Source organism: Achromobacter ruhlandii (genome assembly GCF_902859695.1).
Lineage (GTDB): Bacteria > Pseudomonadota > Gammaproteobacteria > Burkholderiales > Burkholderiaceae_B > Achromobacter > Achromobacter ruhlandii.
Map to the genome: position 1 here is coordinate 371,721 of NZ_CADIJL010000003.1, position 15,793 is coordinate 387,513.

The 15,793-nt window shown below is 67.4% G+C and carries 15 protein-coding genes; 9 read left to right on the forward strand and 6 right to left on the reverse strand.

Annotated features, from left to right (window positions below; all coding sequences use genetic code 11):
* Positions 1 to 4 precede the first annotated feature (4 nt).
* Both HV742_RS06110 and HV742_RS06115 read right to left on the reverse strand, forming a co-directional pair.
* Positions 5 to 565 (reverse strand): hypothetical protein, encoded by a 561-nt coding sequence (locus HV742_RS06110; protein WP_100505054.1) that lies wholly within the window; start codon positions 563 to 565, stop codon positions 5 to 7.
* Positions 566 to 587: 22 nt separating this feature from the next.
* Positions 588 to 1,190 (reverse strand): LOG family protein, encoded by a 603-nt coding sequence (locus HV742_RS06115; RefSeq protein WP_049076806.1) that lies wholly within the window; start codon positions 1,188 to 1,190, stop codon positions 588 to 590.
* 228 nt (positions 1,191 to 1,418) lie between these two features.
* Between HV742_RS06115 and HV742_RS06120 the strand changes: the two genes are divergently transcribed.
* Positions 1,419 to 1,979: a ferritin-like domain-containing protein gene (locus tag HV742_RS06120; RefSeq protein ID WP_049076804.1), complete on the forward strand. Its 561-nt coding sequence runs from the start codon at positions 1,419 to 1,421 to the stop codon at positions 1,977 to 1,979.
* 99 nt (positions 1,980 to 2,078) lie between these two features.
* Here HV742_RS06120 and HV742_RS06125 read toward each other — a convergent pair whose 3' ends face one another.
* Positions 2,079 to 2,465, reverse strand: coding sequence for a winged helix-turn-helix transcriptional regulator (locus HV742_RS06125; RefSeq protein ID WP_063581663.1), 387 nt, complete (start codon positions 2,463 to 2,465; stop codon positions 2,079 to 2,081).
* A 95-nt stretch (positions 2,466 to 2,560) separates the two neighbouring features.
* Between HV742_RS06125 and HV742_RS06130 the strand changes: the two genes are divergently transcribed.
* The gene (locus HV742_RS06130; RefSeq protein ID WP_049076802.1) at positions 2,561 to 2,878 is read left to right on the forward strand and encodes a DMT family transporter; all 318 of its coding nucleotides are present in this window, start codon (positions 2,561 to 2,563) and stop codon (positions 2,876 to 2,878) included.
* A 38-nt stretch (positions 2,879 to 2,916) separates the two neighbouring features.
* Here HV742_RS06130 and rimO read toward each other — a convergent pair whose 3' ends face one another.
* Together rimO and HV742_RS06140 are read right to left on the reverse strand one after the other, a co-directional pair.
* Complete coding sequence (gene rimO, locus HV742_RS06135) at positions 2,917 to 4,233, reverse strand: 30S ribosomal protein S12 methylthiotransferase RimO (protein ID WP_049076800.1); 1,317 nt, start codon at positions 4,231 to 4,233, stop codon at positions 2,917 to 2,919.
* 149 nt (positions 4,234 to 4,382) lie between these two features.
* Complete coding sequence (locus tag HV742_RS06140; RefSeq protein WP_049076798.1) at positions 4,383 to 5,015, reverse strand: LysE family translocator; 633 nt, start codon at positions 5,013 to 5,015, stop codon at positions 4,383 to 4,385.
* 130 nt (positions 5,016 to 5,145) lie between these two features.
* Between HV742_RS06140 and rsmB the strand changes: the two genes are divergently transcribed.
* From rsmB to HV742_RS06175, 7 genes are all read left to right on the forward strand, one after another.
* Entirely contained in the window at positions 5,146 to 6,483 is a 1,338-nt protein-coding gene (gene rsmB / locus HV742_RS06145) for a 16S rRNA (cytosine(967)-C(5))-methyltransferase RsmB (RefSeq protein ID WP_175144680.1), read from the forward strand.
* A gap of 39 nt (positions 6,484 to 6,522) precedes the next feature.
* The gene (locus HV742_RS06150; RefSeq protein ID WP_100505058.1) at positions 6,523 to 7,113 is read left to right on the forward strand and encodes a DUF4390 domain-containing protein; all 591 of its coding nucleotides are present in this window, start codon (positions 6,523 to 6,525) and stop codon (positions 7,111 to 7,113) included.
* On the forward strand, positions 7,110 to 9,431 hold the full coding sequence (locus tag HV742_RS06155; protein WP_049076790.1) for a sensor histidine kinase: 2,322 nt from the start codon (positions 7,110 to 7,112) through the stop codon (positions 9,429 to 9,431). The genes HV742_RS06150 and HV742_RS06155 overlap by 4 nt, the downstream gene beginning before the upstream one ends.
* A gap of 11 nt (positions 9,432 to 9,442) precedes the next feature.
* On the forward strand, positions 9,443 to 10,132 hold the full coding sequence (locus HV742_RS06160; RefSeq protein WP_049076780.1) for a response regulator: 690 nt from the start codon (positions 9,443 to 9,445) through the stop codon (positions 10,130 to 10,132).
* Positions 10,129 to 11,508, forward strand: a complete 1,380-nt coding sequence (trkA, locus tag HV742_RS06165) for a Trk system potassium transporter TrkA (RefSeq protein ID WP_049076778.1) — start codon at positions 10,129 to 10,131, stop codon at positions 11,506 to 11,508. The genes HV742_RS06160 and trkA overlap by 4 nt, the downstream gene beginning before the upstream one ends.
* 52 nt (positions 11,509 to 11,560) lie before the next feature.
* Positions 11,561 to 13,030 carry a TrkH family potassium uptake protein gene (locus HV742_RS06170; protein ID WP_049076775.1) on the forward strand — a complete coding sequence of 490 codons (1,470 nt, stop codon included), beginning with the start codon at positions 11,561 to 11,563 and terminating at the stop codon, positions 13,028 to 13,030.
* Positions 13,031 to 13,406: 376 nt separating this feature from the next.
* Positions 13,407 to 14,651 carry a YbdK family carboxylate-amine ligase gene (locus tag HV742_RS06175; protein ID WP_049076772.1) on the forward strand — a complete coding sequence of 415 codons (1,245 nt, stop codon included), beginning with the start codon at positions 13,407 to 13,409 and terminating at the stop codon, positions 14,649 to 14,651.
* A gap of 78 nt (positions 14,652 to 14,729) precedes the next feature.
* Here HV742_RS06175 and HV742_RS06180 read toward each other — a convergent pair whose 3' ends face one another.
* The gene (locus HV742_RS06180) at positions 14,730 to 15,662 is read right to left on the reverse strand and encodes a methyltransferase domain-containing protein (RefSeq protein ID WP_049076769.1); all 933 of its coding nucleotides are present in this window, start codon (positions 15,660 to 15,662) and stop codon (positions 14,730 to 14,732) included.
* Positions 15,663 to 15,793 lie beyond the last annotated feature (131 nt).

Here is a 15,793-nt window from a genome sequence, read left to right on the forward strand (position 1 = left end):
CGGGCTACAAGGGGTGAAGCAGATACTGCACCACCGGCGCCAGGTCTTCAAGCGGCGGGGCGCCGGCGACCACGCGCCGCGCGTTGGTCCAGGGGTAATCCAGCGCCAGCAACCAGCCGAAGACGGCGTCGGCGTCCGAGGGCGGCAGCGTCACCATGGTCTCGATGGTGATGGTCAGCTGGGTGGCGCGATACGGTTCCGGCTGGAAGGTCCAAGCGTACCGGCCGCAGCCCACGCGCACGTTGCCCGTGGCCTTTTCGGTCATGCCGACGATCCAGTCACAGGAATAATCAGACAGATGCGCATCTGCCTCGGGCCGCGCCAGGTAGAAGGTGTAGACGTTTTCGTAGGTCTGGCCGAACTTGCGCACCAGCGTGTCGGTGATCGCGGCCAGACCGTGTGACTCGGGCGGAAACGCGATGGCCTGCGTGCGCAGCGCCATCTTCAGGACGGCCTGCGGCGCGAAGGCGCGCGCCATGTAATGCGGGCGGTTTTCGTCCTTGGCGTGAAAGTAATCGCGCAATACGGACTCGGTGCTGGCGGGAAACGACGAACCGGTGGACATTGCGGGCTTTCCTTGGGGGCGGTTAGGGGGCGCGATGCTCGGGCTTGACCGGCTCGAACCACTTGGAGACGTTGGGCGGCTCATAGATGGCGTAGCGGTCCAGCAACGTGGCGGGATCGCTTTCCACCACCAGCATGTCGCGGTGCTGGGGGCGCATGAAGGCTTCCTCGACGGCGTGGTCGACGAACTGCATCAGCGCATCGTAGTAGCCGGCGATATTGAGCAGGCCGCAGGGTTTGCTGTGCATGCTGAGCTGGGCCCAGGTCCAGACCTCGAAGAATTCCTCGAGGGTGCCGGCGCCGCCTGGCAGCGCGATGAAGCCGTCGGCCTTTTCCATCATCATGGCCTTGCGCTCGTGCATGTTCTGCACCAGGTGCAGTTCGGTCAGGCCGCGATGGGCCTGTTCCTTTTTCTGCAGCAGTTCCGGGATCACGCCGATCACGCGGCCGCCGCCGGCCAGCACCTCGTTGGCGATGACGCCCATGATGCCAACGACCGAGCCGCCATAGACCAGGCCGAGGTCGCGCTTGACCAGTTCACGGGCCAGCACGCGGGCCTGTTCCAGGTATTCGGGGCGCGCGCCGGGATTGGAGCCGCAATAAACGCAGATGTTCTTCAGGGTCATATGGAGCTACTTATTGTCGGGCCCGTTACAGATTGCGTCACGGGCCGTCCGGGAAGCCGATAGTTTACGAGAAGCGCCGGGCGGGTTTCTGGCGCGTCGCGGGAAGGCCAGATCCGGCGCCATGGGCAATGTTTGGACACAGCATCTTTTTGCGTGGCCGGTAGACTGGGTTGTTCGGAACGACTGGAAGTCCAGCGTCGTATTGCCAACCCAAAAGGAGCTAACGATATGGAAAACACGACCCGTAACCGCGAACAGGCAAGCCGCCCCTTCGACATGGATGTGAAGGCGATCCGCGCCAAGGCGCGCCAGGACATCGAGTCCGGCGCCGTCACCGATACTTATCGCGCCGACCGCAAGACCGTGCTCAAGCTGCTGAACGAGGCGTTGGCCACCGAGATTGTCTGTGTGCTGCGCTACAAGCGCCACTTCTTCATGGCCCGCGGCCTGAATGCCGAGCCGGTGGCCGCGGAATTCGCCGAGCACGCGGCCCAGGAGCAGGATCACGCCGACAAGCTGGCCGAACGCATCGTGCAACTGGGCGGCGAGCCGAACCTGTCGCCCAAGGGCCTGCTCGAGCGCAGCCACTCCGAGTACATCGAGGGCGCCACGCTCGAGGAGATGATCAAGGAAAACCTGATCGCCGAGCGCATCGCCATCGACAGCTACCGGCAGATGATCGAGTACATCGGCGAACAGGACTCCACCACGCGCCGCCTGCTGGAAGAGATCCTGGCGGTCGAGGAAGAGCACGCCGACGACATGTCGGATTTCCTGGCCAAGCACTGAAGCGTTGCCGGCCCGCGCCGCCCGTTGCGGGGCACGGGCGCGGGTAGCGCCAGCCTGTCGACGCGGGCCGGCTTGCCGTGGCACGCCGGCCGGCGGCGGTCACGCGCGGCGCGCGGCAGCCGCATCGTGGCGGCGCGCCGCCGCATCCAGTTGCGCATGGTGCGTCTCGGCCCAGCGATCCAGCGCCACCAGCGCCACATTCAACGATTCCCCCAGTTCTGTCAGGTGATAGCGCACGTGCGGCGGCACCGTGCGCATGTCTTCGCGCCGCACCAGCCCGTGGCGCTCCAGCTCGCGCAGGGTCTGCGTCATCATCTTCTGCGAGATGCCGTCCAGCCTGCGCAGCAGTTCATTGTTGCGCAGCGGACCGCGCGCCAGCGCGGGCAGCACCAGCGGCACCCACTTGCCCGAGATCAGCTCGAGCGCGCGGCGCGACGGGCAGGCGGCGTCGAATACGTCGGCGGCAGCGGGGGAGGCGACAGCCATGGTGAATCCTTTATGGTTACCAAAAGGTGCGTACTTGTGTCTGGGTAACTATAGGCCCTAAGCTGGCCGCGTTCCCATAATCGAAGGAGGCCGCGATGGCCTGGTGGATCCTGTTGGCCGCGAGCGGCGTGGAAATCGTGATGGCGCTGGCGTTGAAGTACGCGGACGGCTGGACGCGGTTCTGGCCCAGCGCCATCGGCATCGCCGCGGCCCTGGGCAGCATCTTCCTGCTGACGCTGGCGATGCGGCACTTGCCCGCTGGCACTGCCTACGCGGTGTGGACCGGCATCGGTTCCGTGGGCATCACGGTGCTGGGGATCGTGCTGTTCGGGGATTCGCCGTCCGCCGCGCGCCTGGCGTGCATCGCGCTGATCGTGGGCGGCGTGGCGGGGCTGAAGCTGCTGGAAGCCTGAAGGCAGCCGGCGGCGGTCGCCGCCGGCTGGCAGGATGCTTAGATCGTGTCGGCCCAGAGGTCGTATTCGTCGGAGTCGGTGACGCGCACGCGCACCATGTCGCCGGCCTTGAGGACGCGGTCCGAACTGACGTAGACGCAACCGTCGATTTCCGGCGCATCGCCGGCGCTGCGGCCCACGGCGCCGTCTTCATCCACCTCGTCGATCAGCACATCGATCTCGCGGCCGACCTTGCGCGCCAGGCGCGCGGTGGAAATCGATTGCTGCAGTTCCATGAAGCGTTCCCAGCGTTCCTGCTTGACCTCGTCCGGCACCGGATTGTCGAGCAGGTTGGCGGGCGCGCCTTCCACCGGCGAATACTGGAAACAGCCGACGCGGTCGAGCTGGGCTTCCTGCATCCAGTCCAGCAGGTACTGGAAGTCTTCCTCGGTTTCGCCGGGGAAGCCGACGATGAAGGTCGAGCGGATGGTCAGGTCGGGGCAGATCTCGCGCCACTGCTTGATGCGCGCCAGCGTCTTGTCCTCGAATGCCGGACGCTTCATGGCCTTGAGGATGCGCGGGCTGGCGTGCTGGAACGGGATGTCCAGGTAGGGCAGGATCTTGCCCTCGGCCATCAGCGGAATCACTTCGTCCACGTGCGGATACGGATACACGTAGTGCAGGCGCGTCCAGACCCCCATTTCGGACAAGGCCGTACAGAGTTCGGTCATGCGGGTGCGCACCGGGCGGCCGTTCCAGAAGCCGCTGCGGTACTTGACGTCGACGCCGTAGGCGCTGGTGTCCTGCGAGATCACCAGCAGTTCCTTGACGCCGGCCTTGACCAGGCGCTCGGCTTCGCTGAGCACGTCGCCCACCGGGCGGCTGACCAGGTCGCCGCGCATCGACGGGATGATGCAGAAGCTGCAGCGGTGATTGCAGCCTTCCGAGATCTTCAGGTAGGCGTAGTGGCGCGGGGTCAGCTTGACGCCCTGCGGCGGCACCAGGTCGAGGTAGGGATTGTGGTCCTTCTTGGGCGGCGCGGCGTCGTGCACGGCGCGCACCACTTCCTCGTATTGCTGCGGGCCGGTCACGGCCAGCACGCTGGGGTGCACGTTGCGGATCACCGATTCCTCGACGCCCATGCAGCCGGTGACGATGACCTTGCCGTTCTCGGCCAGCGCTTCGCCGATGGCTTCCAGCGACTCGGCCTTGGCGCTGTCGATGAAACCACAGGTGTTGACCACCACGACGTCCGCGTCGTTGTACTCGGGCGTGACTTGGTACCCTTCGGTGCGCAGTTGGGTCAGGATGCGTTCGGAGTCGACCAGGGCTTTGGGACAGCCCAGGCTGACAAAGCCGACTTTGGGGGAAGACATGGAATACCTCGGTGGGCGCGAGCCGGCGCCAATGATCAAATACTGCGCAATTTTAGCGCGGCAGGGCGGGGGGCCGTTATTTTAGCGGGTTGCCGCAATGGCATTCCGCTGATATGCGTCCCCAATATTCGTCAGGAAAGCGCCGGTTATCAGCCGCCGCTGCGGCGGTACAGCGCCAGGGTGCCAGCCAGCCCGATCATGAGCGAGCCGCAGACCCGGTTCAGCCAGCGCAGTCCCGAGCCCTGGAAGGCGCGCACCAACTGCGCGCCCAGGGTGGCGTAGGCCAGCATGGTCAGGATGTTCATCAACGCCAGCACGCCGGCCACGGTGGCGTATTGGGGCAGCAGGGGCGCCTGGGTGTTGATGAACTGCGGCAGGAAGGCCGACATGAACAGCAGCGCCTTCGGATTGGTCAGCGCCACCACGAAGCTGCGCAGGCCCAGCTTCAGGCCCACGGGCCGGGCGGCGCCGGGTTCGGCGGCCGGCAGCACCAACGCGGCATCCGAGCGCAGCATCTTCCAGCCCAGGTAGGCCAGGTAGGCGGCGCCCGCCCACTTGATGACATGGAACGCCACTTCGGAGGCTGCCAGCACCACGCCCAGGCCGGAAGCCACCGCGCCCACCAGGATGAAGTCGGCCAGCACCGCGCCGCCCATGCCCCAGCAGGCGGTGCGCACGCCATGGCGCGAGCCGTTGCTCATGGCGAGCAGCACGGTGGGGCCGGGCGTCACGATGGCGACGGCCGAGGCCAGGATGAACAGCAGCAGCGTGGCGGTGGACATGGCGGGCTCCGTGGCAAGCGGCCAGTGTGACGCGCCCGCCGCGGTTCGTCCAGCGCCCGGCGCGGCCCCTCGGCGGGGCGAGCGGGCCGCGCCGGGCTACCATAGCGGTCTTGTCCTTTGATTTGCTGCCATGTCCACGCGTTCCGACACCCCTCATCTGGCCCCGCCGCTGTCCACCGTCCTGCTTTCCAGCGCGGGGGTCGTGGAGGAGGTCCTGGACGGCCGTTCGCTGACCGAGGCGCTGGCCGACGTCGATGGCGCCCTGCGTCCCGCCGCGCAGGCGGTGTCGTTCCACGCCATGCGCTACCTGGGCTGGGCCGACGCGGTCGGCCGCGAGCTGGTGCAGCGCTATCCCAATGTGTTGTTCGAATCGCTGCTGCTGGTGTCGCTGACGCTGCTCAAGGCCGAGGGCGAGGCCGCCTCGGCCCTGCCCGGCATGCCGGTGTACGCGCCGCACACGGTGGTGGACCAGGCGGTCACGGCCGCTTCCAGGAACCGCGGCCTGGCCTCGTTCAAGGGCTTGCTCAACGCCTGCCTGCGCCGCTTCCTGCGCGAACGGGCAGCGCTGGAGGCCGCCGTGGCCGACAGCCCCGAGGCCGAATGGAACCACCCGGGCTGGTGGGTCAAGCAACTGCGCGTGGCCTATCCGCGGCAGTGGCAGGACATCCTGCGGGCGGCCAATGTGCCGGCGCCGCTGACGTTGCGGGTCAACCGACGCCGCGCCAGCCGCGATCAGGTCCTGGCCGCATTCCACGACGCGGGCCTGGTCGCCGAGCCGGTGGGCCAGGCCGGCCTGGTGCTGGCCTCGCCGCGCCCGGTGACCCAACTGCCCGGTTTTGCCGAAGGCTGGTGGTCGGTGCAGGACGCCGGCGCCCAGTTGGCCGCCGAACTGCTGGCGCCCAAGGATGGCATGCGGGTGCTGGACGCCTGCGCCGCGCCCGGCGGCAAGACCGCCCATCTGCTGGAGCTGGCCGATATCGACCTGCTGGCCCTGGATGCCGATGCCGACCGCCTGGTCCGGGTCGGCCAGAATCTGGACCGCCTGGGCCTGGCCGGCGAGCACGTGCGCTTGCAGGCCGCCGACGCCGCGGACCTGGATTCCTGGTGGGACGGCAAGCCGTTCGACGCGGTGCTGGCGGACGTGCCGTGCACCGCCTCGGGCATCGTGCGGCGCCACCCCGACATCCGCTGGCTGCGGCGCGAGAACGACCTGCGCCGCACCGCGACGCTGCAGGCCCGCATCCTGGACGCCCTCTGGCGTACCGTGGCCCCCGGCGGCCGCCTGCTGTATGTCACCTGTTCGGTGTTCCCGATCGAAGGCACGCGCCAGGCGCTGGAATTCCTGCAGCGCCATCCCGAGGCCACGCGCCTCGATGCGCCCGGCCAACTGCTGCCAGTTGCGGTCGATGCAACACCCGTGGCACAGCACGATGGGTTTTTCTACGCCTTGTTTGCCAAGCAGTCCTGAATCGCCAAGAATAGGGGCATGACAGGGTTTCGGTGTCGTATGTCCATCATTTCACGTTCATTTCTGGGGTTATTGTTCGCATTTGCCGCGCTGTCATTGGCGCCGGCGGGTCAGGCGCACGGGTCCGAACCGAAGGTGGTGCGCGTCGAGCCGGTGGTGCGTGGCGACAAGCTTGAAATCGACGCCGACATCGAATTCGAACTGAACCAGCAGTTGCGCGATGCCGCCCAGCGCGGCGTGCCGCTCTATTTCACCGCCGACCTGACCATCACCCGCGAGCGCTGGTGGTGGTTCAACAAATCCCTGGTGGACACCTCCCGCACCTGGCGCGTGATCTATAACGCGCTGACGCGCCAGTGGCGTGCCGGCGTGGGCGAGCTGTCCTTTCCGGTGGCCTCGCTGGACGACGCCATGAGCGTGATCCGCCACGTGCGCAATTGGCAGGTGGCCGATGCCGACGATTTCGACGAAGGCGTGGTCTACGGCGGCCAGTTCCGGCTGCGGCTGGACACGTCCCTGCTGCCCCGGCCGTTCCAGGTCAATGCGCTGAACAGCAGTTCCTGGATCCAGGGCACGCCGTGGACCGATTTCTCGTTCACGTTGGGTGACAAGGAGCAAGACCCCTCATGAGGCTGCTGCTTCGGCTGGCCTTGATGGTCGGCGCCGTGAGCGGCCTGGCGTTGCTGGGCCTGCTGGCGTGGTCCACCGGCAATGCCTCGCGCTTTGCCCGCTATTACGACACCCTGTTGATCCTCAACGGCATTTTCGCCCTGGCGCTGTTTATCTGGGTGGTGGCGCTGACGGTGCGGCTGGCGCGGCAGATCCGCCGCCGGCAGTTCGGCGCCCGGCTTACCGCGCGGTTTTCGCTGGCCTTTGCCCTGATCGGCGTGGTCCCTGGCGCGCTGATCTATACCGTCTCGGTGCAGTTCATGTCGCGCTCGATCGAGTCCTGGTTCAACGTGCGGGTCGACAGCGCGCTCGAGGCCGGCCTGAACCTGGGGCGGGCCGCGCTCGATTCGCTGCTGGCGGATCTGGATGCGCGGGCCCGCTCGATGGCCGCCGAACTGAACCGCAATTCCGACACCGGCGTGACGCTGGCCCTGACCCGCCTGCGCGAAGCCAACGGCGTGCAGGAAGCCATGGTTTTCACTGGCAGCGGCCGCATGGTCGCGTTCTCCACCAGTCAGTACGGACAGTTGCTGCCGGCCATGCCGCCGCCCACCGTCATGAACCAGTTGCGCCTGTCGCGGGGTTACTCGGCCGCCGAGGCCGACGATCCGGTCAAGCCGGGCGTGGACGGCGGCCTGCATCTGCGCGTGGTGATCCCGCTGACCGGCCCGGACCGCTACGACAACCTGCTGGGCGCCGCGTCCGAGCCGCGCTGGCTGCAGTTGCTGCAGCCGGTGCCCGAGCAGATCGCGCACAACGCCAACCTGGTGCAGCAGGGCTTTCGCGACTACCAGGAACTGGCGCTGTCGCGGCTGGGCCTGCGCAAGCTGTACGGCATCACCCTGACCCTGGCGCTGCTGCTGGCCGCGTTCGGCGCCATTGCCGTGGCGTTGTCGCTGTCCAAGCGGCTGGTGCGGCCATTGTTGAGTCTGGCCGGCGGCACCCAGGCCGTGGGCGTGGGCGACTACCGGCCGCTGCCCGAGCCGCCCGAGCGCGACGAGGTCGGCCAGTTGACCCGCTCGTTCAACGCCATGACGCGCCAGCTCGACGAGGCCCGCCGCATGGTCGAGAGCAACCGCCAGCAACTCGAGCGCTCCAACGTCTACCTGGAAAGCGTGCTGTCGAACCTGTCGTCCGGGGTGCTGGTGTTCGACGAGTCCTTCCGCGTCACCACCGTCAACCAGGGCGCCCAGACCATCCTGCAGGCAGACCTGCGCTCGGTGATCGGGCGGCCGCTGGAAACCGTGGATGGCATGCTTGAATTCGCGAATATCGTGCGGCAGGCGTTTTCCACCCACGCGGCGGTGGGCTCCGAGCGCCAGCACTGGCAGCAGCAGTTCGAGATCGCGCCCAAGCAGGGCGACACACCCAATGGGCCGCAGCCGCTGACGCTGCTGGCGCGCGGCACGCACCTGCGGGTCGATGGCCGGGGCAACGGCTATCTGGTGGTGTTCGACGACATCACCGAAGTCATTTCGGCCAACCGCACCGTGGCCTGGGGCGAGGTGGCCCGCCGCCTGGCCCACGAAATCAAGAACCCGCTGACGCCGATCCAGCTGTCCGCCGAGCGCCTGGCGATGAAGCTGGAAGGCAAGTTGCCGCCGGCCGAGGCCCAGATCGTCGAGCGTTCCACCAACACCATCGTCAACCAGGTGGCCTCGCTCAAGCAGATGGTCGACGATTTCCGCGAATACGCCCGCACGCCGCCGGCGGTGATGCAGCGCATCGACTTCAACGCGCTGGTGGCGGACGTGCTGTCGCTGTACGGCTGGGAGCCGGACGGCGCGCCCTCGGTGCGCTCGGCGTCCGGCAAGGCGCTGAACCTGGATGTCAGCCTGGGCGCGGACCTGCCGGCCATCGAGGGCGATCCGACCCAGCTGCGCCAGGTGATCCACAACCTGCTGTCCAACGCCCGCGACGCCATTGCCGAGAAGGGCGGGGAAGGCCGGGTCAGCGTCACTACCCAGCTGATGCGCAGCGAGCAGCCCGACCGCGCCGACCAGCAGGCCCTGCGTTTCACGGTCGCCGACACCGGCCCGGGCTTCCCGCCGCAGGTCATGCAGCGCGCCTTCGAGCCCTACGTAACCACCAAGTCGCACGGGACTGGGTTAGGATTGGCAATCGTACGCAAGATCGTCGAAGAGCATGGCGGGCGGATCGACCTTGCCAATCGCAAGGAAGGAGGCGCGCGGATTTCCATCTTGTTGACCCGGCTCGCTCCCGGGGCCGATACTATGGACGCGCCCGCGCAAGAAAAGGATAATGCGGCTACGCAATAGGTGGATGCTTTATGGCCAGAATTCTGGTGGTTGACGACGAAGTCGGTATTCGCGAGCTTTTGTCGGAAATCCTGTACGACGAAGGACACACGGTCGAATTGGCCGAAAACGCGGCGCAAGCGCGCGCCGCGCGCCTTCGCATGCGTCCCGATCTGGTGCTGCTGGACATCTGGATGCCGGACACCGATGGCGTCAGCCTGCTCAAGGAATGGGGCTCGCAGGGCCTGCTGGACATGCCGGTCATCATGATGAGCGGCCACGCCACCATCGACACGGCGGTCGAGGCCACCCGCATCGGCGCCATGGACTTCCTCGAAAAGCCGATCACGCTGCAGCGCCTGCTCAAGACCGTGGCGGCCGGACTGGCCCGCGGCCGGGTGCCGCATGCGGCGCCCGTGGCGGCGCCCGCGGCGGCCAGCGCCACCGTGGCGCTGGAAGACGAACTCGATCCGCCGACCCTGTCGACGGCCCCCGCCAACGAGGTCCCGGTCACCGCCAACGGCCAGCTGGGCAGCATCTCGCTGGATCAGCCGCTGCGCGAGGCGCGCGACGAGTTCGAGCGCATCTACTTCGAATACCACCTGGTCCGCGAAAGCCACAGCATGACCCGCGTGTCCGAACGCACCGGCCTCGAGCGCACCCACCTCTACCGCAAGCTCAAGCAATTGGGCATCGAGTCCGCGCGCAAACGGGGCGCATGAAGATCCTGATCATCGGCGCTGGGCGGGTAGGCACCAGCGTGGCGGAAAACCTGGTGTCCGAGCAGAACGACATCACGGTGATCGATTCGGATCCGTCCCAGTTGCAGTACCTGCAAGAACACTTCGACCTGCGCGTCGTCCATGGCGACGGTTCGCAGGTGTCGGTGCTGGAAGGCGCCGGCGCGGCCGACACCGATCTGCTGATCGCTTGCGCCGCGTCCGACGCGGCCAACATGGTGGCCTGCAAGATCGCCCGCCAGCTGTTCAACATTCCCCGTCGCATCGCCCGCATCCGCTCGGGCGAGTTCTCCGAGTACCCGGAGCTGATGAGCGAAGAGGGCTTCTGCATCGACGCCATCATCAGTCCCGAGCGCAGCGTCACCACCTACCTGCACAGCCTGATCGAGTTTCCCGAGGCGCTGCAGGTGGTCGAATTCGCCGAGGGCCGCGTCAGTGTCGTGACCGTTCGCGTCGGGCATGGCAGTCCGATGGCGCACCACCCCGTGGACAAGCTGCGCGAGGTCTGGCCAGACGTCACCGCCCGGGTGATCGACGTGCTGCGCGGCGGCCGGCCGCTGCGCGCCGGCTCGGGCACCGTGATCGCGCCCGGCGACGAGGTGGTGCTGGTGGTCGACACGCGCCACGCTCGCCGCGCCGTGCGGCAGCTGCGCGAAGCCGAAAAGGCCGTGCGCCGCGTGATGATCGCCGGCGGCGGCAATATCGGCCTGCGGCTGGCGCGCGCGCTGGCCGAGGAAAACTACAGCGTGCGCATCATCGAGCGCGACCTCAAGCGCTGCGAATACCTGGCCACGCAGTTGCCCGACAGCGTGCTGGTGCTGCACGGCAGCGGCACCGACGAGGCCCTGCTGGAGCGCGAGAACATCGAGGACATGGACACCTGGCTGGCCCTGACCAGCGACGACGAGGACAACATCATGTCGTCGCTGCTGGCCAAGCGGCTGGGCGCGCGCAAGGTGATCGCGCTGATCAACCGCCAGGCCTATGGCGAGCTGATGCAGGGCAGCCATATCGATATCGCGGTGTCGCCATCGCAGGCCACCATGAGCGAGCTGCTGCGCCACGTGCGGCGCGGCGACGTGGCGGCGGTGCACCGGCTGCGCCAGGGCGTGGCCGAGGCGCTGGAAGCCATCGCCCACGGCGACCGCTCCACTTCCAAGGTGGTGGGCCGCAAGGTGGGCGAGATCAGCCTGCCCAAGGGCGCCAGCATCGGCGCGCTGGTGCGCGAGGACGAAATCATCCTGCCCGATGCCGATACCGTGATCGAAACCGACGATCACGTCATCGTCTTCGTGCCCTCGCGCAAGCAGATGCCGCGCGTGGAAAAGCTGTTCCAAGTCTCGGCGTCGTTCTTCTGATGAGCCCGCGCGTCCCGTTTCCCGACGGACCGGCGGCGGCCGGGGAGGCCGCATGAAGCGCGTCCTGGCGACCCTGCACATCCTCGGCCTGACCATGGTGATGTTCGCCCTGACCATGCTGATCCCGCTGGGGGTGGCCTACGTCGGCGGCGACGCGGCGCGTGGCGCCTTCCTGCATGGATTCCTGATTTCGGTCGGCATCGGCGTCGGCCTGGCGGCGCTGACCCGGCGGGCCCGCAGCGAGCTGCGCGCCCGCGACGGTTTCGTGCTGGTGTCGGCGGTGTGGGCCGGCCTGCCCCTGCTGGCGGCGATCCCGCTGCTGATCTACTTCCACCGCGCCGGCCTGCCGCTGTCGTTCACTGGCGCCTATTTCGAGGCCATGTCCGGGTTGACGACCACTGGCGCGACCGTGCTGACCAACCTGGACGCGCTGCCGCCGTCGATCAACCTGTGGCGCGCCACCCTGGTATGGGTGGGCGGCATGGGCATCCTGGTGCTGGCGGTGGCGATCCTGCCGCTGCTGGGCGTGGGCGGGCACCAGGTGGTGCGGGCCGAGACGCCCGGCCCCATGAAGGACGAGCGCCTGACCCCGCGCATCGCCAGCACCGCCAAGGCGCTGTACGCGGTGTACTTCGCCTTCTCGATCCTGTGCTTCCTGGCGTACCGCGCGGTTGGCCTGTCGTGGTTCGAGGCCTGGTGCCACATGGCCACGACCATGGGCCTGGGCGGCTTTTCGACCTGGGACGACGGCTTTGCCCACTTCGATTCGGTGGCGGTCGAAATGGTGGCCATGGTCTTCATGCTGATCGCCGGCATCAACTTTGCCACGCACTTCAATGCCTTCCGCCAGCGCAGCGGACGCGCCTATCTGCGCTGCCCTGAGGCGATCCCGTATCTGGTGGTGGTGCTGGGCGTGGGGCTGGTGATTTCGGTGTTCCTGTACGTCAAGGGCGTCTACCAGGAGCCCCTGGAAGCCCTGCGCTACGGCATGTTCAACACCATTTCGATGGCCACCACCACGGGTTACGCCAATACCGACTTCGCCCAGTGGCCCCTGTTCGCGCCCCTGACCATGCTGCTGTTGTCGGGGTTTGCCACCTCGGCGGGCTCGACCGGGGGCGGGATCAAGATGATCCGGGCCATCCTGCTGGTCAAACAGGCGCGCAACGAACTTGTCACAATGTTGCATCCGCATGCCGTCAGCCCGGTACGGGTCAATGGCCGGGCGGTCGAGGCCCGCACCATGTCGTCGGTGCTCGCATTCATGCTGTTCTACGGGCTGTCCATCGCTGTCTTCACCAGCCTGTTGCTGCTGTCGGGGCTGGACCCGATCACCGCGTTCTCGGCCGTGTTCGCCAGCGTCAATAACACCGGCCCCGGCCTGGGCCCGGTCGGCCCCATGGGCAATTTCGCGGTGTTGTCCGACTTTCAGATCTGGGTCTGCACCTTCGCCATGCTGATCGGCCGGCTGGAACTGCTGACCGTACTGGTGCTGTTCACCCCCATCTTCTGGCGTAAGTAGCCGGCCCTCGGACACTGCCGTCCCACGCGCGCGAGCCCTGGCGCAAGGCGGTTGCCGGCGGGCCGCCTTTACCTGGGGAAAACCCGAATCAGGGTTTTCCCGTCCCATCCCAAAAGCCCCATCCTGACTGCGCTTGCGGCGCTCACCGGCCGCCAGCCCGCGTGCTTCCTACGTTGTGAGCGCTCGCTCACTTTGTTCTAGAGGGAAAAACCGAATGCATCGCGATGTTGCACACAAATGTCACGATTTTCAATCGTTTTGCCACAAACATGCGGCTATTATGCGGTCACAAGCCGCCGTCTAGTGCCCCCCGGGAAGTTACCGGGCTTCAAGGTCGAACGGCGCACCCCCTCATCCATATCCGAAGGAGTCCGAGATGGAACAGATCCCGTTCATTTCGTCGGCCCCCAACACCCTGGGCATCGAACTCGAGCTGCAACTGATCGACCCCCGCAGTTTTGACCTCACCGCAGCCTCTGACGAGCTGCTGGCCCAAATGGCCAATCACCCCATCGCCGACCGCGTCAAACCGGAAATCACGCGGTCCATGATCGAACTGAATTCCTCGGTGCACGAGCACCCGATGGGCCTGCTGGCCGAGATGCGAGAGATGCGCGATGCGCTGGTCGAAGCCGCCGATGCCGTTGGCGTTTCGGTGGCGGGCGGCGGCGCCCACCCGTTCATGCGCTGGCAGGAACGCTCGATCTCGGATACCCCGCGCTTCCAGTACCTGGCCGAAATGTATGGTTACCTGGCGCGTCAATTTACGGTGTTCGGCCAGCATATCCACCTGGGCGTCAAAAGCGGCGACGAAGCTATCAAACTGTTGCGCCGGCTGTCGCCCTATGTGCCGCACTTCATCGCCCTGTCGGCCTCGTCGCCGTACTGCGAGGGCGTCGATACGCTGTTCTCGTGCTCGCGCCTGAACGCGGTCAACAGTTTCCCGCTGGCGGGCCACATGCCGGCGGACGTCAAGGACTGGTACCAGTTCGAGGCCCATCTGGCGCAGCTGCGCGCCTACGGGTTGGCCGAGAGCATCAAGGACCTGTACTGGGATATCCGTCCCAAGCCCGAATTCGGCACGGTCGAGATCCGCGTCTGCGACACGCCGCTGACGGTGGAGCGCGCCTGCCAGATCGCCGCGTTCGCCCAGGCGCTGGCGGTGCTGCTGATGCGCGAGGAAGATCCCAGCGACAAGGCCTGGCTGTCCTACCGGAGCAACCACTTCCAGGCCTGCCGCTTCGGCCTGCAAGGCAGCTATGTGACGCCGGATGGCCAGCGCCTGCGCCTGATGGATCACCTGCGCGCGCTGTTCCAGCGGCTGATGCCGGTGGCCGAGGAATTGGGCACGGGTGACATGATCGCGACGCTGCGCGACGACGCCATGCGCAGCGGCAACGACGCGCGCTGGTTGCGCAACCAGTTCCATCGCCTGCGCGACCTGCCGCTGGTGGTGGAGTCGATGTCGCAAGCCTGGCGGGGCGAATCGCCCCAGGTAGCCGCGCCGGCAGAGCCAACCGCGGTGCTGCGGCGGCGCATCCGCGCCACTTCCGAACCCATGCAACCTTTGTCGGCGGCGGAACCGGGAGTGACGGCGACGCTGCCCGAGCGTCTGCATTGAACTGAACGCGACAGTTGCAAGCCTTGCGCCCTGGCCGGGCGTCCCGCGCAGGCGGGCCGTCGGCCGGGGCGTGTCTCGTCAGGGCGTGCCGCGCTGGCGGCCGCCGATGGCGCTGACCGACAAACGGGTTTCCCCCGCGCTGCCGCGGTGAGTCGCGGCGCGCCAGGCGTGGCCGTAAGCCACTTCGATGCTCAGGGCGATGACGCCGTCGGGACGGCGTTGTGCTTCCAGCGCCGCGCACAGGCGTGCGCGCCAGTCGCGTCCGACCAGGCCGGCGCGGCGGCCGGCCGCGGGATTGCCGCCCAGGGCGCGCACGTCCTGCAGCAGTTTTTCCGGCGTGCGGTAGGTCAGGGTCAGGATCTCCTGGTCCATGACGGGGTCGGCGAAGCCGTTTTCCACCAGCAGGTCGCCGAAGTCGTGCATGTCGACGAAGGCCGGCGTGGCGGTGCGCAGGCCGGCATCATCGAGCGCCTGGCGCAACTCGCGCAGCGTCGCCGGGCCCAGACAGGAGAACATCGCCAGCCCGCCGACCTTGAGGATACGGCGCCATTCGCCCAGCACGGCGTGCGGTTCGCGGTGCCAGTGCAGGGCCAGGTTGGACCACACCAGTTCGTGCGATTCCGGCGCCAGGCCGGTGGCGGCCAGATCGGCGTTGACGAAGCCGGTGGCCGGGCCCCGACGCGCCAGTTTGCCGATCCAGGCGCCGAGTCCGGCGGGCGCGTGGCGCTTGCGGGCAATGTCCAGCAACGGTTCGCAATTGTCCAGACCGGTGTAGGCGGCCTCGGCATAGCGCTCGCGCAACAGGGCCAGGTTGTCGCCCGCGCCGCAGCCGGCGTCGAGCATGGCCTGCGGTTGCACGCGGATGTACTGCAGCCGGCCCAGCATGCGGCGGGCGACTTCGCCATACAGGAACTGGGCTTCCGACAGGTCGCCGCGGCGGGCGAATTGGCGCGGCACGTCGGCGGCGACGAGCGGTAGCGAGGGCGGGGTGGCGGGTGCGGGCAGGGACATTTCGGTCGCGCCCGGGCCGGTGCCGCGGGCGGATCATGGTTTCATGGGGGATGGCCCACATTATTGCCCATCCCGGCCGGGGACGCGGATTGTCCCTACAGGCGATGGGGCGGTGGCTGCTGGCCCGGGTG